The following is an 18,290-nucleotide window of genomic DNA, read 5'->3' on the forward strand; positions in this document are numbered from 1 at the left end:
CCGGGATCCGGACCATCCCCACCGACGGTCCGATCAAATCCCGCACGAGTAACGTAAAGTCCGGCGCCACCCGGGGAACAGGCTCGATCTGCCCCTTTGGCATAGTCCGAAGTGACTAGCCCCCCGATGCCATGAATGGGCCGGGTCGGGACCGCTCGGGTATCTTGGCTGGCATGTCCGTGCCCCCCGACGAGCGTCTGCCTGCCCGCCGCATCCTCTCCCACCTCGGGGTGATGGCTGCGGTCTCCGTGGTGATGGGCGTGATGGTAGCCGGTCTCGCCATCCCCTTCGCCGGTGTGGTCGGCGTCGGTACGCGTGACGTCGCCCGCAGCATGGACACCCTCCCCGCGGAGCTCGCGGTGGAGCCGCTGGCGCAGAAGACGAAGATCCTCGACAGCGACGGCAACCTCATCGCCTCGCTCTACGACGAGAACCGCGTCAACGTCCCGCTGACCCAGATCTCGCGCACCATGGTCAAGGCGATCGTCTCGATCGAGGACTACCGCTTCTACGAGCACGGGGCGCTCGACCTGCGCGGCACCCTCCGCGCGCTGGTCACCAACCAGGCCGCGAACGGCGTGGTCCAGGGCGGCTCCTCGATCACCCAGCAGATGGTGAAGCTGACCCTGGTCAGCCAGGCCGACACCAAGGCCGAGCGGATCGCCGCCACCGACGACACCTTCGCCCGCAAGGTGCGCGAGCTGCGCTACGCCATCGCCTTCGAGGAGAAGTACTCCAAGGACTGGATCCTCGAGCGCTACCTCAACATCGCCTACTTCGGCGACGGCGCGTTCGGCATCCAGTCGGCGGCCCGCCACTACTTCGACAAGAACGCCAAGGACCTCAACCTGCGGGAGTCGGCGATGCTGGCGGGCCTGGTCAAGAACCCGACCGGGCTCGACCCCACCAACTCCCCCGACGAGGCCCTCGACCGGCGCAACGTGGTGCTGGACCGGATGGCGCAGCTCGACGTGATCTCGCAGCGCAAGGCCGACAAGACGAAGAAGACCGACCTCGGCCTCCGGGTGCAGCCCACCGACAACGGCTGCGTGAACTCGCGCGCCCCGTTCTTCTGCGACTACGTCACCAACGTCCTCATGAAGGACCCCTCGCTCGGCAGGACCCGCGACGCCCGCAAGCAGCTGCTGCGGACCGGCGGCCTCACCATCCGCACCACCGTGGACCTGCGCTTCCAGGCGGCCGCCGACCAGGCGGTGCGCAACAACGTCAACCCGACCGACCAGGCGATCGGCGGGCTGGCGATGGTCGAGCCCGGCACCGGTGACGTCAAGGCGCTCGCCCAGTCGCGTCCGATGGGCCCCGACAAGTCCAAGGGCCAGACGTTCCTCAACTACGTCGTCCCGCAGGAGTACGGCGACTCGGCCGGCTTCCAGGCAGGATCGACCTTCAAGGCCTTCATCCTCGCCCAGGCACTCATCGACGGCGTGCAGCCCGACACCACCCTGACGGTGCCGGCCCAGGAGTCCATCCCCGAGAACCAGTTCACGACCTGCGGCGAGAACGGCAACGAGATCCCGTACGCCAGCTCCACGATCTGGGACCCTGCCAACTTCGACTTCGCGGGCGGGACGTTCAACCTCTACACCGGCACCCAGCGGTCGGTGAACACCTTCTTCGCCAACCTCGAGCTGCTCACCGGGCTGTGCAAGCCCTACGAGCTGGCCAAGCAGATGGGCGTCGACCTGACCAACCCCGACCTCGAGCGGGTGCCGTCCTTCACGCTCGGCGTCGTCGACACCAGCCCGCTCGAGATGGCCGAGGCGTACGCCACCTTCGCCGCCCGCGGCGAGCACTGCGACTCCCGTGCGGTGACCTCGATCGAGGACGCCGAGGGCAACCTGCTCAAGGAGTACGGCTCCCAGTGCAACCAGGTGATGTCCAACGCGGTGGCCGACACCGTCAACGACATCCTCAAGGGCGTCCTCGCGCCGGGCGGATTCGGCGAGGCCATCACGATGACCCAGGAGGACGCCGGCAAGACCGGCACCACCCAGAGCGCACGTGCGGTGTGGTTCGTCGGCCACACCCCCAACCTCGCGACCGCGGCGATGGTCGCCGGCGCCAACTCCTTCGGCCAGCCGATCGGCCTGGAGGGCCTCACGGTCGGCGGCGAGACGATCTACTCGGCCTCCGGCTCCGGCACCGCCGGCCCGATGTGGGGCGAGGCGATGGGCAACGTCGAGCAGTACCTCGAGGACGCCTTCTTCACACCCCCCGACCTCAGCGCGCTCGGTGGCGCCACGACCACCGTGCCGAGCACCGGCGGACTCTCGATCGAGAGCGCGCGCCGGGTGCTCGAGGACGCCGGCTTCAACGTGCTGGTGGGCCCGCCCGTCAACTCCGAGTACCCCGAGGGCACGGTCGCCTACAGCGATCCCGGCTCCGGCACCGGCGCCCCCAGGGGCACGGCCATCTCGATCTATCCCTCCACCGGCTTCGTCCCCGCACCCCCGCCCCCGCCGAGCGGCGGCGGCGGGAACGGCGGCGGCAACGGCGGTGACGGTGGCAACGGCGGTGGCGGCGGCGGTGGCGGCGGCAACGACGGTCCCGGCGGTGGCGGCCGCGGCGGTGGCGGCGGCCGGGACTGATCAGGCCAGCTGGCGGCGTACCTCCGCAGCCACGACGGCGCCGTCGGCGCGCCCCTTGACCTGGGGCGTGACCACGCCCATCACCTTGCCCATCGCACGCATCCCCTCACCGGCGGCGCCGACCTGCTCGACGGCGGCGGTGACCAGCGCGACGATCTCCTCCTCGGAGAGCTGCGCGGGCAGGTAGTCGGCGATCACCTCGGCCTCGGCACGCTCCCGGGCCGCCATCTCGGCCCGGCCGCCGTCCTCGAAGGCGGTCGCGGCCTCGCGCCGCTTCTTGGCCTCGGTCGAGAGCACGCCCACCACGTCGTCGTCGCTGAGCTCGCGGGCGACCTTGCCCGACACCTCAGCGTTGGTGACGGCGGTCAGCACCATCCGGAGCGTGCCCGCCCGGATCTCGTCACGCGCCTTCATCGCGGTCGTGAGGTCGGCACGGAGACGGTCCTTCAGAGCACTCATGGAGCCATCCTGCCAGCCCTGTGACAGCCTTGCCCCATGTCTTTCCCCGCCCTCGCCCGCGTGCTCGGAGGCGGCGTCCTCGCGGGCGCCGCGGTCACCGCGTACGCCGTCGCCGAGACCCGGCGCTTCGTGCTGCGGGAGGTGTCCGTGCCGTTGCTGCCCGCCGGTCACGTGCCGCTCCGGGTGCTCCACCTCAGCGACCTTCACCTGACGCCGCGGCAGCAGCGCAAGCAGGAGTGGCTGCGCACGCTCGCCGACCTCGAGCCCGACCTGGTCGTCAACACCGGTGACAACCTCGCGCACCGCGACGCGCTGCCCGCGCTGCTCGCCTGCCTCGACGGGCTGCTCGACGTCCCGGGCGTCTTCGTGCTCGGCTCCAACGACTACTTCGCACCCACGCTGCGCAACCCGCTGCGATACCTGCTCCCCGACGACGGCACCCGCCGCACCAGCAGCGAGGAGCTGGCCTGGCGGGAGCTGAAGGAGGCCTACGACGAGGCCGGCTGGCTCGACCTCACCAACACCCGGGCCGCGTTCTCCGTCGGGGGCACCAGCATCGCCTTCGCGGGTGTCGACGACCCCCACCTGGAGTACGACCGTCTCGACGACGTCGCCGGGACGGCCGACCCGACGGCCGACGTCCGGCTCGCCGTCGCCCACGCGCCGTACCTGCGGGTGCTCGACCAGTTCGCCGCCGACGGCTACGACGCGATCGTCGCCGGGCACACCCACGGCGGCCAGGTGTGCCTGCCCTGGCACGGAGCACTGGTGACGAACTGCGACCTCGAGCCTGCGCGGGCGAAGGGGCTCCACCGTCATCCGGCCGACTCGCGGCCCGGCGACCCGGGGTCGGCCTGGTTGCACGTGTCGGCCGGGCTCGGCACCTCGCCGTACACCCAGGTGCGCGTCGCGTGCCGTCCCGAGGCGACGCTGATGACGCTCACGGCGAGGGCCTGAGAGGCGGGTCGGCCGCGGGCACGGGCCGATTTCAGGCGGCTCTCGACGCTCGGGTAAGGTGGCGCCTGCTCGCGCCGGGGACCCGTTCCCGGCGCGATCGGGGTGTGGCGCAGCTTGGTAGCGCGCTTCGTTCGGGACGAAGAGGCCGCAGGTTCAAATCCTGTCACCCCGACCACGTGTCGCTCTGGCACACTTCGCCGCATGGCTGAGAAGGACCCGGACGGACCCTCGCTGGAGCTCCCGTCACTCGGCTTCCGCCGCAAGCGCAAGGCGAACCGCGACGAGCCGTCCACCGAGCCCCCCGCCGACCCGGTCGAGCCCGCGCCGCGCGTCACCGACGAGGTCCCCGCGGCCCCCGAGGCGCCGGCCGTCGAGGCCGAGCAGCCCGCTGCCTCGCCGCCACCCGAGCGTCGGAGGCGTCAGCCGGTCTCCCTGCCCACGATCGGCGCCCTCCCGGCAGCGCTGGTGGCGGGGCTGGTCTCGGGGCTGCTCCTCGTGGGGCTGGTCTGGGCGTCGCTGCGCCTCTGCGAGGTCGTGCGCGGTACGTCGAGCTGCGGCAACCCGGGCTTCCTGCTGCTGCTCGCGGTGACCGTGCTGGTCGGCTGGGTCGGCGCCGTGGTGCTCCGCGCGCTGGGCGTGCCCGGCGCCGGCAGCACCAGTGCGCTCGGCACCGGCCTGATCGCCGTGGTGAGCCTGCTGTTCCTCGGCGACGCCCTGTTCGCGTGGTGGATGGTCATCGCCGTGCCGCTGGTCGGGGCCGCGTCGTACGCCGTGGCGGTCTGGGTCTCGACCGCGCTCGTCGAGCCGGTCGAGGACCGCATGCACCGCTGAGGGGTCAGCGGGAGGCGGCGACCAGCTCCGCGATCTGCACGGTGTTGAGGGCGGCGCCCTTGCGGAGGTTGTCGTTGCTGATGAACAGCGCGAGGCCACGCTGGTCCGGCACGCCCGGGTCGTGCCGCAGCCGACCGACGTAGGACGGGTCCTTGCCGGCTGCCTGCAGCGGAGTCGGGATCTCGCTCAGCTCGACCCCCGGGGCACCGGCGAGCAGCTCCTGGGCCCGCGCGACCGGCAGCGACCGGCTGAACTCGGCGTTCACGGCCAGCGAGTGCCCGGTGAAGACCGGGACCCGCACGCAGATGCCCGAGACCGCGAGGTCGGGGATCCCGAGGATCTTGCGGGACTCGTTGCGGAGCTTCTGCTCCTCGTCGGTCTCGCCGAGGCCGTCGTCGACGATCGAACCGGCCAGCGGCAGCACGTTGTAGGCGATCGTCCGCGCGTACTTCTCGGGCGACGGGAAGGCCACGGCCTCGCCGTCGTAGGCGAGCTCGCGCGCCTTGTCGCCCGCGGCCGCCACCTGCCCGGCCAGCTCCTCGACGCCGGCGACGCCCGAGCCGGAGACCGCCTGGTAGGTCGAGGCGATCAGTCGGACCAGACCGGCCTCCTCGTGCAGCGGCCTGAGGACCGGCATCGCGGCCATGGTCGTGCAGTTGGGGTTGGCGATGATCCCCCTGCGCGCCTCGGCGATCGCCCCGGGGTTCACCTCCGAGACGACGAGCGGGACGTCGGGGTCCATCCGGAAGGCCGAGGAGTTGTCGACGACGATCGCCCCCGCCTCGGCGAACCGTGGCGCGAGCGCCCGCGAGGCGGTGGCGCCGGCGGAGAAGAGCGCGATGTCGAGCCCCGCCGGGTCGGCGGTGGCGGCGTCCTCGACGACGACCTCGCGGCCGGCGTACGGGAGCGCCGTCCCGGCCGAGCGGGCCGAGGCGAAGAACCGGATCTCGTCGAGCGGGAAGGCACGCTCCTCGAGGATCTGGCGCATCGCGACACCGACCTGGCCGGTGGCGCCGACGATCCCGAGCCTCATTCGGGGTCCCCGCGGAAGCGTGAGGCGACGGCGCGAAGCGCCCCCTGCGAGCGGTTTCGTGGGGTGGATCTCATCGGCCGGTCCCCCCGTAGACCACGGCTTCGACCTCGTCGGCGTCGAGGTCGAACGCGGAGTGGGCTGCCGCGACGGCGTCGTCGACCAGGCCCTCGTCGACGATCACCGAGATCCGGATCTCGGAGGTCGAGATCATCTGGATGTTGACGCCGGCGGCCGCGATCGAGGAGAAGAACTTGGCGCTCACCCCCGGGTGCGAGCGCATGCCGGCGCCGATCAGCGAGATCTTGCCGATCTTGTCGTCGTAGAGCAGCGAGGCGAAGCCGACCTCGTCGCTCAGCGCCGCCAGCGCCTTCATCGCGGTCTGGCCGTCGGCCCGCGGGAGCGTGAAGGAGATGTCGGTGAGGCTGGTCGCGGCAGCGGAGACGTTCTGGACGATCATGTCCAGGTTGATCTCCGCATCGGCGAGGGCCTCGAAGATCCGGGCGGCCTCGCCGACCTTGTCGGGCACCCCGACGACCGTGATCTTGGCCTCGCTGCGGTCGTGCGCGACGCCGGCGATGATGGCCTGTTCCATGGGTTCTCCCTCCGGGGAGTCGGCGTCCACCGCGCTCTCGGGCACCACCCAGGTGCCCTCCAGCTGGCTGAACGAGGAGCGGACGTGGATCGGGATGTCGTAGCGACGGGCGTACTCGACGCACCGCAGGTGGAGGATCTTGGCGCCGCAGGCCGCCAGCTCGAGCATCTCCTCGTAGGAGACGCGGTCGAGCTTGTGGGCGGTCGGGACGATGCGGGGGTCGGCGGTGAAGACGCCGTCGACGTCGGTGTAGATCTCGCAGTGGTCGGCGTGCAGCGCCGCAGCCAGCGCGACGGCGGTGGTGTCGGTGCCGCCACGCCCGAGGGTGGTGATCTCCTTGGTGTCCTGGCTGACCCCCTGGAAACCGGCGACGATGACGACGTGACCGTCGTCGAGGGCGCTGGAGATCCGGCCCGGCGTGACGTCGATGATCTTGGCCTTGCCGTGCACCGAGTCGGTGATCACGCCCGCCTGGGAACCGGTGAACGAGCGCGCGGTGAACCCCAGGTCGGAGATCGCCATCGCCACGAGCGCCATCGAGATCCGCTCGCCGGCCGTGAGCAGCATGTCGAGCTCGCGGGCGGGCGGTAGCGGGCTGACGTCGTTGGCCAGGTCGAGCAGCTCGTCGGTCGAGTCACCCATGGCCGAGACGGCCACCACGACGTCGTGTCCGGCGCGCTTGCTCTCCACGATCCGGCGCGCCACCCGCTTGACGGCTGCGGCGTCGGCGAGGGAGGAGCCGCCGTACTTCTGCACGACAATGCCCACCGGGTCGTCCTCCTGCTCTCGGGTGCGGGATCGACGACCGAGTCTACCGGCGGGGCCTGCTAGTCCTCGTCGACGTCCAGCACGGCCTCGGCGGCCTCGATCTGCTCCTGCTCCGACTCCAGCTCGACGTCGAGCCGGTCGTGGGCGACCACCGACAGCAGCGCGTTGAGCGCTGCGCCGGCCAGGTTGCCCCAGTTGGAGACGTAGGAGAACTGCCACCACCACAGCGCCTCGGCGATGTCGCCGCTGCGGTAGTGGCGCAGGCCGTTCTCGAGGTCGGAAGCCATGCTGGTGAGGTCGTCGGACAGCTGGCTCTCGACCACCTCGGGGAGGTAGGGGTCGAAGACGAAGCTGTAGGTGTCGACGTTGCCGAGCAGCGCGGCGAGGGCCAGCCGCAGCTCCTCGACGTCGGCCTCGGGCCCGACGTCGGGCTGGTACTCGGTCCGGGGCGTGAAGTCCTGCTGGGCGCCGAGCCGCGCGCCGGCGAGCGAGATCTGGGAGATCTCGAGCAGCAGCAACGAGATCCCGCGGCCTCCGTCGCCCTCGCGGGCGACCGCCCGCAGCGCCAGGAGGAAGGACTCCACCTGGTCGGCGATCTGGGCCGCGAAGCCCCGGTCGATCGTCTCGACCTCGCCAGTCACGTCAGTCATCTGCAGACCGCCTTCCTGCGAATGCTCGTCCGAGGGTCACCTCGTCGGCGTACTCGAGATCGCCGCCCACGGGCAGTCCACTCGCCAACCGCGTCACGCGCAAGCCGAAGTCCTTGAGCAGGCGTGTGATGTAGGTCGCGGTGGCCTCGCCCTCGAGGTTGGGATCCGTCGCCAGGATCACCTCGGTGAGGGTGCCGTCGGCGAGGCGCTGCACCAGCTCCTTGATGCGGAGCTGGTCGGGTCCGATCCCGTCGATCGGCGAGATCGCCCCGCCGAGCACGTGGTAGCGGCCGCGGAACTCCCGCGTCCGCTCGATCGCCACGACGTCCTTGTACTCCTCGACGACGCACAGCACCGACGGGTCGCGGCGCGGGTCACGGCAGATCCGGCACTGCTCGTCCTCGGCCACGTTGAAGCAGGTGGTGCAGAACTTCACCTTGGCCTTCACCTCGAGGAGGATGTCGGCCAGCCGACGTACGTCGACCGGCTCGGCCTGCAGCAGGTGGAACGCGATCCGTTGCGCGCTCTTGGGACCCACGCCGGGCAGCCTGCCCAGCTCGTCGATGAGGTCCTGGACGATGCCTTCGTACATCGGGAGGTCAGGCCCCTCCGAGGCCGGGCAGCCCGCCGCCGCCGGACAGCGGGCCGAGCGCCTCGCTGGCCACGGTGTCGGCCTGGGCCTTGGCGTCGCGGTAGGCGGCGACGATCATGTCGCCGAGGTCGGCGAGGTCGTCGGGGTCGCTGCCGTCGAAGCCGCCGGCCCGGATCTCCACGCCGACCAGCTCGCCCACTCCGTTGACCGTCACGGTCACCGCACCGCCGGCGACCGTGCCGTCGACCGTGGTCTCGGTGAGCCGCTGCTGGGCCTGCTCGATCTGCTCCTGCATCTGCTGGGCCTGCTGCATGAGGGCGTTGATGTCGAAGCCGCCGCCGCCGAGGGCGTCGAAGGGGTTGTCGGGGGTCTGGCTCATGGGTGAGTCACCTCATCGGTCGGGGTCGGTCGGGCGGGTCCGGTCACGAGTGGCGGATCTCCTCGATCACCTGGGCGCCGAGCTCGCGCTGCAGCAGCTCGGCGCCGGCCAGCCCGCTGGTGTCGGCGTCGGGGTCGTCGGGGTGGGCATCGGCGTCGGCCTCCGCCCGGGACGGGCCGTCGTCGTCGGCCGGGCCGGCGGGACGGGTGGAGCGGATCGCCTCGCGCGCGGCGCTCGACGCGCCGGGGTCCGTTGCGGCAGCCGGCGGCGGGTCGTCCCGGTCCTCGTCGGCGGGCGGCTCCGGCGCGGGCGGCGCCTGGCGCGGGGGCGGGGTGGCACCCTGGCCACCGGCGGCGCCCGGGTCGACGATGGTCTCCACCCGCCAGTCGACGCCCGCCACGTCGATCGCCGCCTGGCGCAGGATCTCGTCGCAGCCGCCGTTGACGAAGGAGTCGCGGGCACCGGTGTTGGCGAACCCGAGGGTCAGCACCGTGCCCTCGACGGCCACCACCTGGGAGTTCTGGGTGAGGTGCATCCACGCCACCCGGCGGCGGAGCTTGGTCGCCTCGACGATGTCGGGCCACAGCCGGCGTACGTCGACGAGCGAGAGCGCGCCGGCCGGGGCGGGTGGTGCTGCGGGCTCGGGCGCCGCCGCGGGCTCCGGGGCCGGCGCCGCGGCGGGAGCCTCGGCCTCGGGCGCGGGTGCCACGGCCGGCTCGACCGGCTCGGGCATGGCCGGCGCCGGCTCGACGACCGGCGCGCTGGTCTCGGGCTCGGTCACCGGGGTGGTGGGGTGTTGGGCGGTCGGGGGTGCGGGGTCCTCGCGCACCGGGGCCGCGCTGGGGGGGCCGCCGGCGATCGAGGCGCGCTTCTCGAGCCGGTCGACGCGGGCGAGCACGCCCGACTCGGACGGGTCGGCGCCGGGCAGCAGCACCCGGGCGCAGATCAGCTCGAGCAGCAGCCGGGGCGCGGTCGCCCCGCGCATGTCGGTGAGCGAGGCGGCGACCAGGTCGGCCGCGCGGCTCAGCTCGGCGGGACCGAAGCGGTTGGCCTGCTGGACCAGCCGCTCGGCCTGGTCGGCCGAGACGTCGATCAGGCCGGTGGCGGGAGCGTCGGGGACGGCGGAGACGATCACCAGGTCACGCAGTCGCCGGAGCAGGTCCTCGGTGAAGCGGCGGGGGTCCTGACCGGTCTCGATGACCCGGTCGACCACCCCGAAGACCGCCGCACCGTCGCCGGCGGCGAACGCGTCGACCACGTCGTCGAGGAGGGAGGCGGGCGTGTAGCCGAGGAGGCCGACGGCGAGGTCGTGGGTGATGCCCTCGGGACCGGCGCCACCGAGCAGCTGGTCGAGGACGGACAGCGAGTCACGGGCAGACCCGGCGCCGGCGCGGACGATCAGCGGCAGCGCGGCCGGCTCCACCGACACCCCCTCGCGCTCGCAGAGCTCGGCGAGGTAGGTCGTGAGCAGCCGCGGCGGGATCAGCCGGAAGGGGTAGTGGTGGGTCCGGGAGCGGATGGTCGGGATGACCTTCTCCGGCTCGGTCGTCGCGAAGATGAAGCGCAGGTGGGGCGGGGGCTCCTCGACCAGCTTGAGCAGGGCGTTGAAGCCCTGCGTCGTGACCATGTGGGCCTCGTCGATGATGTAGACCTTGTAGGGACTCCGCACCGGGGCGAAGAACGCCTTCTCCCGCAGGTCACGGGCGTCGTCGACGCCACCGTGGGAGGCCGCGTCGATCTCGATCACGTCGATCGATCCCGGCCCGCCCCGGGCCAGGTCGCGGCAGCTGTCGCACTCGCCGCAGGGGTCGGAGATCGGCGCCTGCTCGCAGTTGAGGGCGCGGGCGAGGATCCGGGCGGAGGTCGTCTTGCCGCAGCCGCGGGGGCCGGAGAAGAGGTAGGCGTGGTTGACCCGGTTGTTGGCGAGGGCCGCGCGGAGGGGAGTCGTCACGTGGTCCTGCCCGATGACGTCGGCGAACGTCTCCGGCCGGTAGCGGCGATAGAGGGCGAGGGGTGACTCCACGCCTGAACCCTAACGACCTGCTCCCACAGCCGGTACCCGCGTGGTCGACCGCGTCCACCGAGCTGGATCCGCCGGTTCCGTGACGCGTCGCGCGCGCGGTGCCGGGGCATGAAAAGGCCCCCCGCGCACCCGACAGAGCTCGCTTACCCTTGCTGCCTTCCGGCCCTGGGGGAGTTCGGCAAGATGCCGCCGCACGGGGGGTTGCCCCGAAGTCTAGGTGGGGCAGGTCGCGGCCACCAAGCCGAGGCCCCTCGCGCCCCGGATTTCAGGCGCCCCCGCGGCGGCAGGTACTCTCCTCGGCGGAGGATTCGCCTAGTGGCCTATGGCGCTCGCTTGGAAAGCGGGTTGGGTTAACAGCCCTCAGGGGTTCGAATCCCCTATCCTCCGCCACCGCGACGGCCGGACCCACGGGTCCGGCCGTTCGCGTCGGGAGAGGCGGGAGAGGCGGCGGGACCGGGGCCGGCGCCATACTCGACCATGCTGACCGCTCTCCGGACCCACGTCCTGCCGGCCGCCCAGCGGCGCACCCTGGACGAGCTGACCGAGGACCTCGACCTGCGCCACGGCGACACGACCGCCAAGCGCTCGGCGTTCTGGACCATGCTCGTGCTCTCGGCCGTCATCGCCACTGCCGGTGTGCTCGCCGACTCCACGGCCACCGTGATCGGGGCGATGATCATCGCCCCGCTCTCGACGCCCATCATGGGCATCGCGCTCGCGGTCGTGAAGCGGCAGCGCAACGGGTCGGTGCGCTACGTCGTCCTCGGCGCGCTCCTGGTGGTCGCGGTCGGCGCGTCGTTCTCGTGGGCCCTGCCCGGTTCCTACGACCTCCTCGACAACTCCCAGGTCGCCGGCAGGGTCTCGCCCCGGCTCGTCGACCTGGCAGCGGCACTCGCCACGGGTCTGGCGGGTGCGGTGGCCCTGGCCCGCCGCGACGTGGCGGCGGTCCTGCCGGGTGTGGCGATCGCGATCTCGCTGGTCCCACCGCTCGCCGTGGTGGGGGTCTGCCTGGGTCACGGCAGCGGACTCCTCGCGGCCGGGGCGCTGGTGCTGTTCCTCTCGAACCTGGTGGCACTCGTGCTCGCCGGGATGTTCGTCTTCACGGTCCTCGCCTACCGTGACGCGACCCAGGGGGTCGGGAGCGTGAGCCCGAGGCGGACCTACGCGACCCTGGCCGTGCTGTCGGTCACCGTGCTGGTCCCGCTCGCCCTGAACTCCGCGTTCTCCTACTACGTCGCGATCCTCACAACCCGCGTCGAGGACGCTGCGACCAGCTGGCTGGGTGAGGTCCCGGGAGCGTCGGTCGAATCGGTCGACCTGTCGTCGGTGACCTTCAGGATCGAGGTCCGCACCCGGACCCATGCTCCTCCGACCGACACCCTCATGAAGGACCTCGAGGGCAGCGTCCCGGACGGCTTCCGGATCACCGTCGTCACCACCCTGGGAGAGGAGATCGACGCCGGAACCACCGGTGGATGAGGTCTCAGCGGAGCAGCGCGAGCACCGCAGCCCCGGCGAGCAGGAGCACGCCGACCAGCAGGCCCCCGAGCAGCGCGCGGCCGGGCTGGCCCGGCTCGGGCTCCAGGCCGCCCGGAGCGCCACCGACGAGCACGGCGTGCAGCCGGCGACGGACGTAGGCCTGCGCCTCGAGCAGGTCCTGGCGACTGGTCACGGCACCCACCGCTGGACGGCGCCGAGCAGCCCGGTCGCCGCGACCAGCAGCGGCGGCAGGGCCACCAGCGCCAGCGTCTCGGCCAGCTCGGCGAGGCGTCCGAGGCGCAGGGACGGGCCGACCCCGCGAACCCCGACCAGCACCGCCCCGCCCCCGGTCGCGACCAGGCCGGCAGCGACCCCGAGCCGCCAGTCGGGGTGGAGCCACAGCACCGCCGCCGCGAGGGCCACCGACCCCGTGAGCCCGGAGGCCAGTCCGGTGAGGACGCCGGTCGCCGTCCGGTGACGCCGCGCCCGCAGCAGCACGAGCAGGCACGCGACCATCGCAGCCGTCGCGCCCCAGGCGCCGAGGGAGGCCGCGGCCGGGGCAGCCACGACCAGCAACAGGCCGGAGGCAGCACCGAGCACGGCGAGGACCTGGTGGGTCCGGGTGACCTGGTCGACGACCCGGTCACGGTCGAGGGCGTGGACGCCGACCGGCTCGGGGTGGAGCCGGGCAGGGACCGTCGCCAGCCAGACCAGGACGTCCCCGGCGCCGGCCACCAGCACGGCCACGCCGGTGAGCACCGCCACGACCGGCAGCCCGAGCCACCCGGCGAGCAGACCCGACCCTGCCACCGCGACGCCGGTCAGGACCGCGGGCAGCAGCACGAGCCGCAGCCTCCGGTCCGGCAGGAACGAGGCCCCCACCAGCACCGCCGCCGCCCCACCCTGGACCGGCCACGGGAACGGTGAGGGCGACCCCACCAGCGCGACCACGGCGTACGCCACGGCCAGCCAGGCCACCAGCGTCGCCGGGAGGGCCGAGCCCCGGCGCGACAGCACCAGGGCCGCCGCGACGCCCAGCAGCGCCACCGCCCCCGCTGCGCCCCAGGCCTGCGGACCGCGCCCGGCCAGCAGCGCCGCGGCTCCGAGCAGGAGCAGCGCCGCCCCCGCCCCCACGGCCGTACGTCGGCCGGTGGCGACCGACCAGGTCGCCAGGTCGTGCTCGACCACGTCGGCCACGACCGTGACCAGGTCGTCGTGCGCGTGCGGGGGCGGGTCGGTCTCGCAGGTGAGGGTGAGCACCGCACCGTCGTCGACCTCCTGGTCGGTGAGCCCGCGGCCGGGCAGCAGCTCCCGCGTCCCGCCGGCGAGCAGCCGAGGACGCTCCCCTGCCGCGACCCGGTCGAGGAGGCCGCTCCCCCGCAGCAGCTCGGCCACGGGCACGGACGTCGGCAGCACCAGGTCGGTCCGGCCCCGGGCCGCCACCACGGTCACCCGGACCAGGTCGGCACCGACGCGCGTCACCGCGCCTCAGGCCCCGAAGCTGGCCGCGCCCCGCTGGTCGGCTGCGCGGTAGTCGCCGTTGGACCGGACCACGGTGCGTCCGGTGGCGTCGAGCAGGTCGCGCATCTCGCGGATCGCCTGCTCCCACTGCTGACGGGCTGAGAGATAGGCCTGCTGCGCCTGGCCGGACCAGTCGCTGCGCAACGGGGCCAGCTCTGCGTCGAGGCGGTCGAGGCGGTCGTCGATGCGACGCACCAGCGCCTGCAGCCCGTCTGCTGCGCGATCGAGGCCGTCGTGGGAGACGCGGATGCGGTCGAGGTCCATGTGGGGCTCCTGGGTCCGGTCAGCCGAGGCGGCTGAGGTCGTGGTGGTAGGTCGCGGCCTGCGCCTCGTCGGTGGCGAGCACGTCGCGCTCGGTCGAGCGGAGCGACGACGAGAACCCGTCGAGGGCGGCGACGATCCGGCGCTGCCTGTCGTTCCAGGCGTCCTGGAGGACGAAGAACGCCCGGCCGCCGGCGCCCTCCCACCGCCCTCGCAGCTGCACGATCTCGGCGTCGAGCTCGGCACTCATCCGGTCGAGCTCCTCGCGGGCGGCCGCCGTCAGCTCGGCCGCCCGGCCGAGGGTGCCGGCACCCATCCCCATCTCGTGGGCCATCACGTTGCTCCCGTCCCCCGGATCGCTCGCCCGGGCGCACCCCCTGTCCTACCCGGCGCCGCCCTCCCGGCGGAACGGCCCGAGACGTTGTCCACAGGCTCCCCGCACGACCCGGCAGCAGCCTGCCCGCCGTCCTAGCCTCGAGGTCGCCGACCGAGAGGAGCAGACGTGCCGGCCCCCGACCCGCCCTCCGGACCGATCGTGCCGGAGGCGCCACCCTCGCTCGAGCCGAGAGAGGGCGTCGGAGCGATCCTGTCGAGCGCCGTACCCATGCTGGGGAGCCTGGGCTCGGTCGTCCTCGTGGCGACGATGGCGACCCAGTCCGGGGCCGGCGGCCACCGCAGCCTGCTCGCCGCGGGCTGCTTCCTGCTCGGAACGCTCGGCTTCGTCGTGGTGCAGGTCGACCGGCAGCGCAGTCGGCGCCGGCAGCAGCAGGCACGGTCGCGGCGGGGCTACCTGCGTCACCTCGCCGACGTCCGCGCGCGGCTGCACCGGGCGGCCGCGCAGCAGCGGGAGGCCCTCCGCCGTGAGCACCCGCCGCCGACCGCGCTTCCTGCTCGGGCCGAGGAGCGCCGGCCGTGGCCGCAGCGACCGGACCAGGGTCCCGCCCTCCTCGTGAGGTACGCCGAGGCGCGGCAACCGCTGTCCGTGGAGCTGGTCCGCCCCGAGGTCGGTGCGGCCGAGGAGCCCGACCCGGTTGCGTCGGCCGCCCTGGACCGGCTGCTCGCCACCCACCGTGACGTGCCCGGCCTGCCGCTGCTGGTCGACCTGGTCGCGACCGGTTCGGTCCACGTCACCGGCGAGCGGGAGGCCGGTCGCTCCCTGACCCGGGCGATGGTCTGCTCCGCCGCCACCTGCCATTCGCCCGACGACCTCGCGGTGGCGGTCCTCGCCTCGCCCGAGGCTCTCGACGACTGGCGCTGGCTGGGGTGGCTGCCCCACGCGCACAGCCGCCGGCGTCACGACGCCGTCGGCGGTGCCCGCTGCGCCGTGACCTCGGCCGAGGCACTGGCTCCGCTCCTCCCCCGGCCCGGACCCGACGCTGCCCACGTGCTGCTCGTCGTGGACGGGGCCGACCCGCCCCCGGCACGCCCGGGCCTCACCGTGGTCGGGCTGCGCCCTGGACCAGCCGGTCCACCCTCGGGGGAGGCGCTGCGGCTGCACGCGAGGCCCGACGGCACCCTGGGGGTCGAGGCGCCCCGCGCCGCACCCACGAGCGCCGTCGCAGACCGCTGCGACCTCGCGACGGCCGAGGCCGTGGCGAGGCGGTTGCTGCCGCTCGCCGTACCCGCGGGCGGCCCGCTGGGCGATCCGGGCCTGCTCGCGCTCCTGGGCGAACGGGCCTCGGGACCGGACGAGCCCCGCGACCTGCTCCGGGTCCCGATCGGCGTCGGCGACGACGGACGACCGGTGCACCTCGACCTCAAGGAGTCGGCCCGCGGGGGCGTGGGTCCGCACGGGCTGCTGGTCGGCGCGACCGGCTCGGGCAAGTCCGAGCTGCTGCGCACGCTGGTCCTCGGGCTCGCCCTGACCCACCCGCCCGACGTCCTCGAGATGGTGCTGGTCGACTTCAAGGGCGGGGCCACCTTCGCCGGGCTGGCGCCGCTCCCCCACGTGGCCGGCACCGTCACCAACCTCGCCGACGACCTGACGCTCGTCGACCGGGTGCAGCACGCCCTCGCGGGCGAGCTCGTCCGTCGGCAGGAGGTGCTGCGGGCCGCGGGCGGACTGGCCTCGGTCCACGACCTCGACCGTGCCCGGGCTGCCGGGTCCGACCTGCCGGTCCTCCCCTCCCTGCTCGTGGTCGTCGACGAGTTCGCCGAGATGCTCGCCGCGCGGCCCGGGTTCCTCGACGTGTTCACCGCCATCGGGCGGCTCGGCCGTTCGCTCGGCCTGCACCTCCTGCTGGCGTCGCAGCGGCTCGAGGAGGGTCGGCTGCGCGGCCTCGAGTCCCACCTCTCCTACCGGATCGGTCTGCGGACCTTCAGCAGCGCCGAGTCCCGGGCCGTCCTGGGCGTCCCGGACGCCGCCTCGCTGCCGCCGCTCCCGGGCAGCGGCTTCCTGCGGACCGGCCCCGGCGACCCGGTCCGGTTCCGGGCGTCGTACGTCTCCGGGGCTGCACCGCCACCCACGGCGCGCCCGGCGGTGCTGCCCTTCACGCTCGAGGAGGTGCCGCTGCCCGCGGACGTGCCCGGCCCACCGGCGGGCGGACCGTCGGTGCTCGAGCAGGCCGTCGCGCAGCTCTGCGGGCGCGGCCCGCGCGCCCGCCAGGTCTGGCTGCCACCGCTCGACGAGCCCGCCGCGCTCGGCACGCTGCTCCAGGAGGTCGCGACCGCGGGCCTGGTGCTGCCGCTCGGCACGGTCGACCGTCCCCGCCAGCAGCGACGCGACCCGCTCCTCGTCGACCTGACCGGAGCCGGCGGCCACGTCGCGGTCGTGGGCGCACCGCGGAGCGGCCGCACCACCCTGCTGCAGACCCTGGCGGCGGCGCTCGCGCTGACCCACTCCCCCGAGCAGGTGCGGCTGCTGCTCCTCGACCTCGCCGGCGGTGGTCTCACCCCCCTTGCCGGGCTCCCCCACGTGGTCGCCCACGCCACCGGCCACGACCCCGACGTCGTACGCCGGGTGGTGGCCGAGCTGCGCGACCTGCTCGACCGGCGCGAGACCGGGGCCGGCGACCGGGACGGCGAGGTCTTCGTGCTGGTGGACGGCTGGAGCCGGCTGCGTGGCGGGCCCGGCGAGCTCGAGTCCGAGATCCAGCAGGTCGCGGCCCGTGGCCTCGCCCACGGCGTGCACGTCGTCGTCGCCGCCGACCGCTGGGCCGACCTGCGAGCGGCGATGCGCGACCTGGTCGGCACCCGGCTGGAGCTGCGGCTCGGCGACCCGCTCGACTCCGAGGTGGACCGCCGCGCCGCCCGGGCCGTCCCGCAGGACCGGCCCGGGCGGGGGCTGACGCCGGAGGCGCACCACTTCCTGGCGGCGCTGCCCCGCCTCGACGATTCCGGCCTCGAGGGGCTGGTGGCGCGGGTGGCTGCGGCGTGGCCCGCGACGACCCGGCCACGGCTGCGCCCGCTCCCGGATCAGGTCGCGCTGGCCGACGTACCGTCCAGCGGCGACGTCGCCGGTCTGGTGCTCGGCGTCGACGAGCGTCTCGCACCCGTCACCCTCGACCCGGTCGCGGATCCCCACACGCTCGTGCTGGGCGGTCCCGGCTCCGGCCGTACGGCGACGCTGCGCACCCTCCTCCACGAGATCGTCCGCAGCCACCCGGCCGACCGCGCCCAGGTCGTGCTGGTCGACCCCCGCCGGTCCTTGCTGGGCGAGGTCCCCGAGGCGCACCTGCTGGGCCACCACGGGACGGGCGCCGCCCCGGCCCTCGCCGAGCTGGCCGACCACCTGCAGCGCCGGCTGCCCGGTCCCGGGGTCACCCGCGAGCAGCTCCGGGCGCGGTCGTGGTGGTCCGGAGCCGAGGTCTTCGTCGTGGTCGACGACCACGAGCTGGCGCTGCTGCCGGGCGAACCGCCGCCTCTTGCCCCGTTGCTCCCGCTGCTCCCGCGCGCGGCCGACGTCGGGCTGCACCTGGTGCTGGCGACCGGCACCAGCGTCCGGGCACTCCACGACCCGGTCGCCCAGGCGCTGCGCGGGTTGGCGTCCCCGACCCTGCTGCTCCCGGGAGACCCGACCGACGGTCCCGTGGTCGGGCGGCTCACGGCCGTCCCGGGGCCTCCGGGCCGTGCCCGACTGGTCGGCCGAGACGGGGCCAGGGCGCTGCAGGTGATGTGGACCGAACCCGCGGGGTGAG

The 18,290-nt window shown here is 73.7% G+C and carries 16 protein-coding genes, 2 tRNA genes and 1 other RNA gene; 7 read left to right on the top strand and 12 right to left on the bottom strand.

Features of this window, described 5'->3' with window-relative positions:
* The first annotated feature begins 173 nt into the window (after nucleotides 1-173).
* Nucleotides 174-2,609, top strand: a complete 2,436-nt coding sequence (locus EXE57_RS10430) for a penicillin-binding protein (protein ID WP_135077273.1) — start codon at nucleotides 174-176, stop codon at nucleotides 2,607-2,609.
* Here the strand turns inward: EXE57_RS10430 and EXE57_RS10435 are convergent, their stop codons facing one another.
* Nucleotides 2,610-3,068: a GatB/YqeY domain-containing protein gene (locus EXE57_RS10435; RefSeq protein WP_135077275.1), complete on the bottom strand. Its 459-nt coding sequence runs from the start codon at nucleotides 3,066-3,068 to the stop codon at nucleotides 2,610-2,612.
* Between the two features lie 36 nt (nucleotides 3,069-3,104).
* On the opposite strand from EXE57_RS10435, the gene EXE57_RS10440 reads away from it, so the two are divergent.
* The 3 genes from EXE57_RS10440 to EXE57_RS10450 all read left to right on the top strand — a co-directional run bounded on the left by EXE57_RS10440 (nucleotide 3,105) and on the right by EXE57_RS10450 (nucleotide 4,856).
* Nucleotides 3,105-4,025: a metallophosphoesterase gene (locus EXE57_RS10440; RefSeq protein WP_135077277.1), complete on the top strand. Its 921-nt coding sequence runs from the start codon at nucleotides 3,105-3,107 to the stop codon at nucleotides 4,023-4,025.
* A gap of 98 nt (nucleotides 4,026-4,123) precedes the next feature.
* Nucleotides 4,124-4,200, top strand: a tRNA-Pro gene (locus EXE57_RS10445).
* Between the two features lie 26 nt (nucleotides 4,201-4,226).
* On the top strand, nucleotides 4,227-4,856 hold the full coding sequence (locus tag EXE57_RS10450; RefSeq protein WP_135077279.1) for a hypothetical protein: 630 nt from the start codon (nucleotides 4,227-4,229) through the stop codon (nucleotides 4,854-4,856).
* Nucleotides 4,857-4,860: 4 nt separating this feature from the next.
* Here the strand turns inward: EXE57_RS10450 and EXE57_RS10455 are convergent, their stop codons facing one another.
* The 7 genes from EXE57_RS10455 to ffs all read right to left on the bottom strand — a co-directional run bounded on the left by EXE57_RS10455 (nucleotide 4,861) and on the right by ffs (nucleotide 11,096).
* Nucleotides 4,861-5,889, bottom strand: coding sequence for an aspartate-semialdehyde dehydrogenase (locus EXE57_RS10455; protein ID WP_135077281.1), 1,029 nt, complete (start codon nucleotides 5,887-5,889; stop codon nucleotides 4,861-4,863).
* Nucleotides 5,890-5,959: 70 nt separating this feature from the next.
* Nucleotides 5,960-7,249 carry an aspartate kinase gene (locus EXE57_RS10460; protein ID WP_135077283.1) on the bottom strand — a complete coding sequence of 430 codons (1,290 nt, stop codon included), beginning with the start codon at nucleotides 7,247-7,249 and terminating at the stop codon, nucleotides 5,960-5,962.
* Between the two features lie 59 nt (nucleotides 7,250-7,308).
* Entirely contained in the window at nucleotides 7,309-7,899 is a 591-nt protein-coding gene (locus tag EXE57_RS10465; RefSeq protein WP_135077285.1) for a DUF5063 domain-containing protein, read from the bottom strand.
* On the bottom strand, nucleotides 7,892-8,491 hold the full coding sequence (gene recR, locus EXE57_RS10470) for a recombination mediator RecR (protein WP_135077287.1): 600 nt from the start codon (nucleotides 8,489-8,491) through the stop codon (nucleotides 7,892-7,894). The genes EXE57_RS10465 and recR overlap by 8 nt, the downstream gene beginning before the upstream one ends.
* A gap of 7 nt (nucleotides 8,492-8,498) precedes the next feature.
* Nucleotides 8,499-8,870 carry a YbaB/EbfC family nucleoid-associated protein gene (locus EXE57_RS10475; protein ID WP_135077289.1) on the bottom strand — a complete coding sequence of 124 codons (372 nt, stop codon included), beginning with the start codon at nucleotides 8,868-8,870 and terminating at the stop codon, nucleotides 8,499-8,501.
* A gap of 43 nt (nucleotides 8,871-8,913) precedes the next feature.
* Nucleotides 8,914-10,893, bottom strand: a complete 1,980-nt coding sequence (locus EXE57_RS10480) for a DNA polymerase III subunit gamma and tau (RefSeq protein WP_135077291.1) — start codon at nucleotides 10,891-10,893, stop codon at nucleotides 8,914-8,916.
* Between the two features lie 112 nt (nucleotides 10,894-11,005).
* Nucleotides 11,006-11,096: signal recognition particle sRNA small type (gene ffs, locus EXE57_RS10485), an RNA gene on the bottom strand.
* Nucleotides 11,097-11,194: 98 nt separating this feature from the next.
* On the opposite strand from ffs, the gene EXE57_RS10490 reads away from it, so the two are divergent.
* Both EXE57_RS10490 and EXE57_RS10495 read left to right on the top strand, forming a co-directional pair.
* Nucleotides 11,195-11,283 (top strand) — tRNA-Ser (locus EXE57_RS10490).
* Between the two features lie 87 nt (nucleotides 11,284-11,370).
* Complete coding sequence (locus tag EXE57_RS10495; protein ID WP_135077293.1) at nucleotides 11,371-12,372, top strand: DUF389 domain-containing protein; 1,002 nt, start codon at nucleotides 11,371-11,373, stop codon at nucleotides 12,370-12,372.
* Nucleotides 12,373-12,376: 4 nt separating this feature from the next.
* Here EXE57_RS10495 and EXE57_RS10500 read toward each other — a convergent pair whose 3' ends face one another.
* From EXE57_RS10500 to EXE57_RS10515, 4 genes are read right to left on the bottom strand one after another with little or no spacing between them, the layout of a single operon-like run.
* Nucleotides 12,377-12,565, bottom strand: a complete 189-nt coding sequence (locus EXE57_RS10500; protein ID WP_135077295.1) for a type VII secretion protein EccB — start codon at nucleotides 12,563-12,565, stop codon at nucleotides 12,377-12,379.
* Nucleotides 12,562-13,854, bottom strand: a complete 1,293-nt coding sequence (locus EXE57_RS10505) for an EsaB/YukD family protein (protein ID WP_135077297.1) — start codon at nucleotides 13,852-13,854, stop codon at nucleotides 12,562-12,564. Before EXE57_RS10505 ends, EXE57_RS10500 begins: the two co-directional genes overlap by 4 nt.
* Before the next feature lie 6 nt (nucleotides 13,855-13,860).
* The gene (locus EXE57_RS10510; protein ID WP_135077299.1) at nucleotides 13,861-14,157 is read right to left on the bottom strand and encodes a WXG100 family type VII secretion target; all 297 of its coding nucleotides are present in this window, start codon (nucleotides 14,155-14,157) and stop codon (nucleotides 13,861-13,863) included.
* Between the two features lie 19 nt (nucleotides 14,158-14,176).
* Nucleotides 14,177-14,488 (bottom strand): WXG100 family type VII secretion target, encoded by a 312-nt coding sequence (locus EXE57_RS10515; RefSeq protein ID WP_244247084.1) that lies wholly within the window; start codon nucleotides 14,486-14,488, stop codon nucleotides 14,177-14,179.
* A gap of 168 nt (nucleotides 14,489-14,656) precedes the next feature.
* Between EXE57_RS10515 and eccCa the strand changes: the two genes are divergently transcribed.
* Nucleotides 14,657-18,289, top strand: coding sequence for a type VII secretion protein EccCa (eccCa, locus tag EXE57_RS10520; RefSeq protein ID WP_135077303.1), 3,633 nt, complete (start codon nucleotides 14,657-14,659; stop codon nucleotides 18,287-18,289).
* Nucleotide 18,290 lies beyond the last annotated feature (1 nt).

Source organism: Nocardioides euryhalodurans, from assembly GCF_004564375.1.
GTDB lineage: Bacteria > Actinomycetota > Actinomycetes > Propionibacteriales > Nocardioidaceae > Nocardioides > Nocardioides euryhalodurans.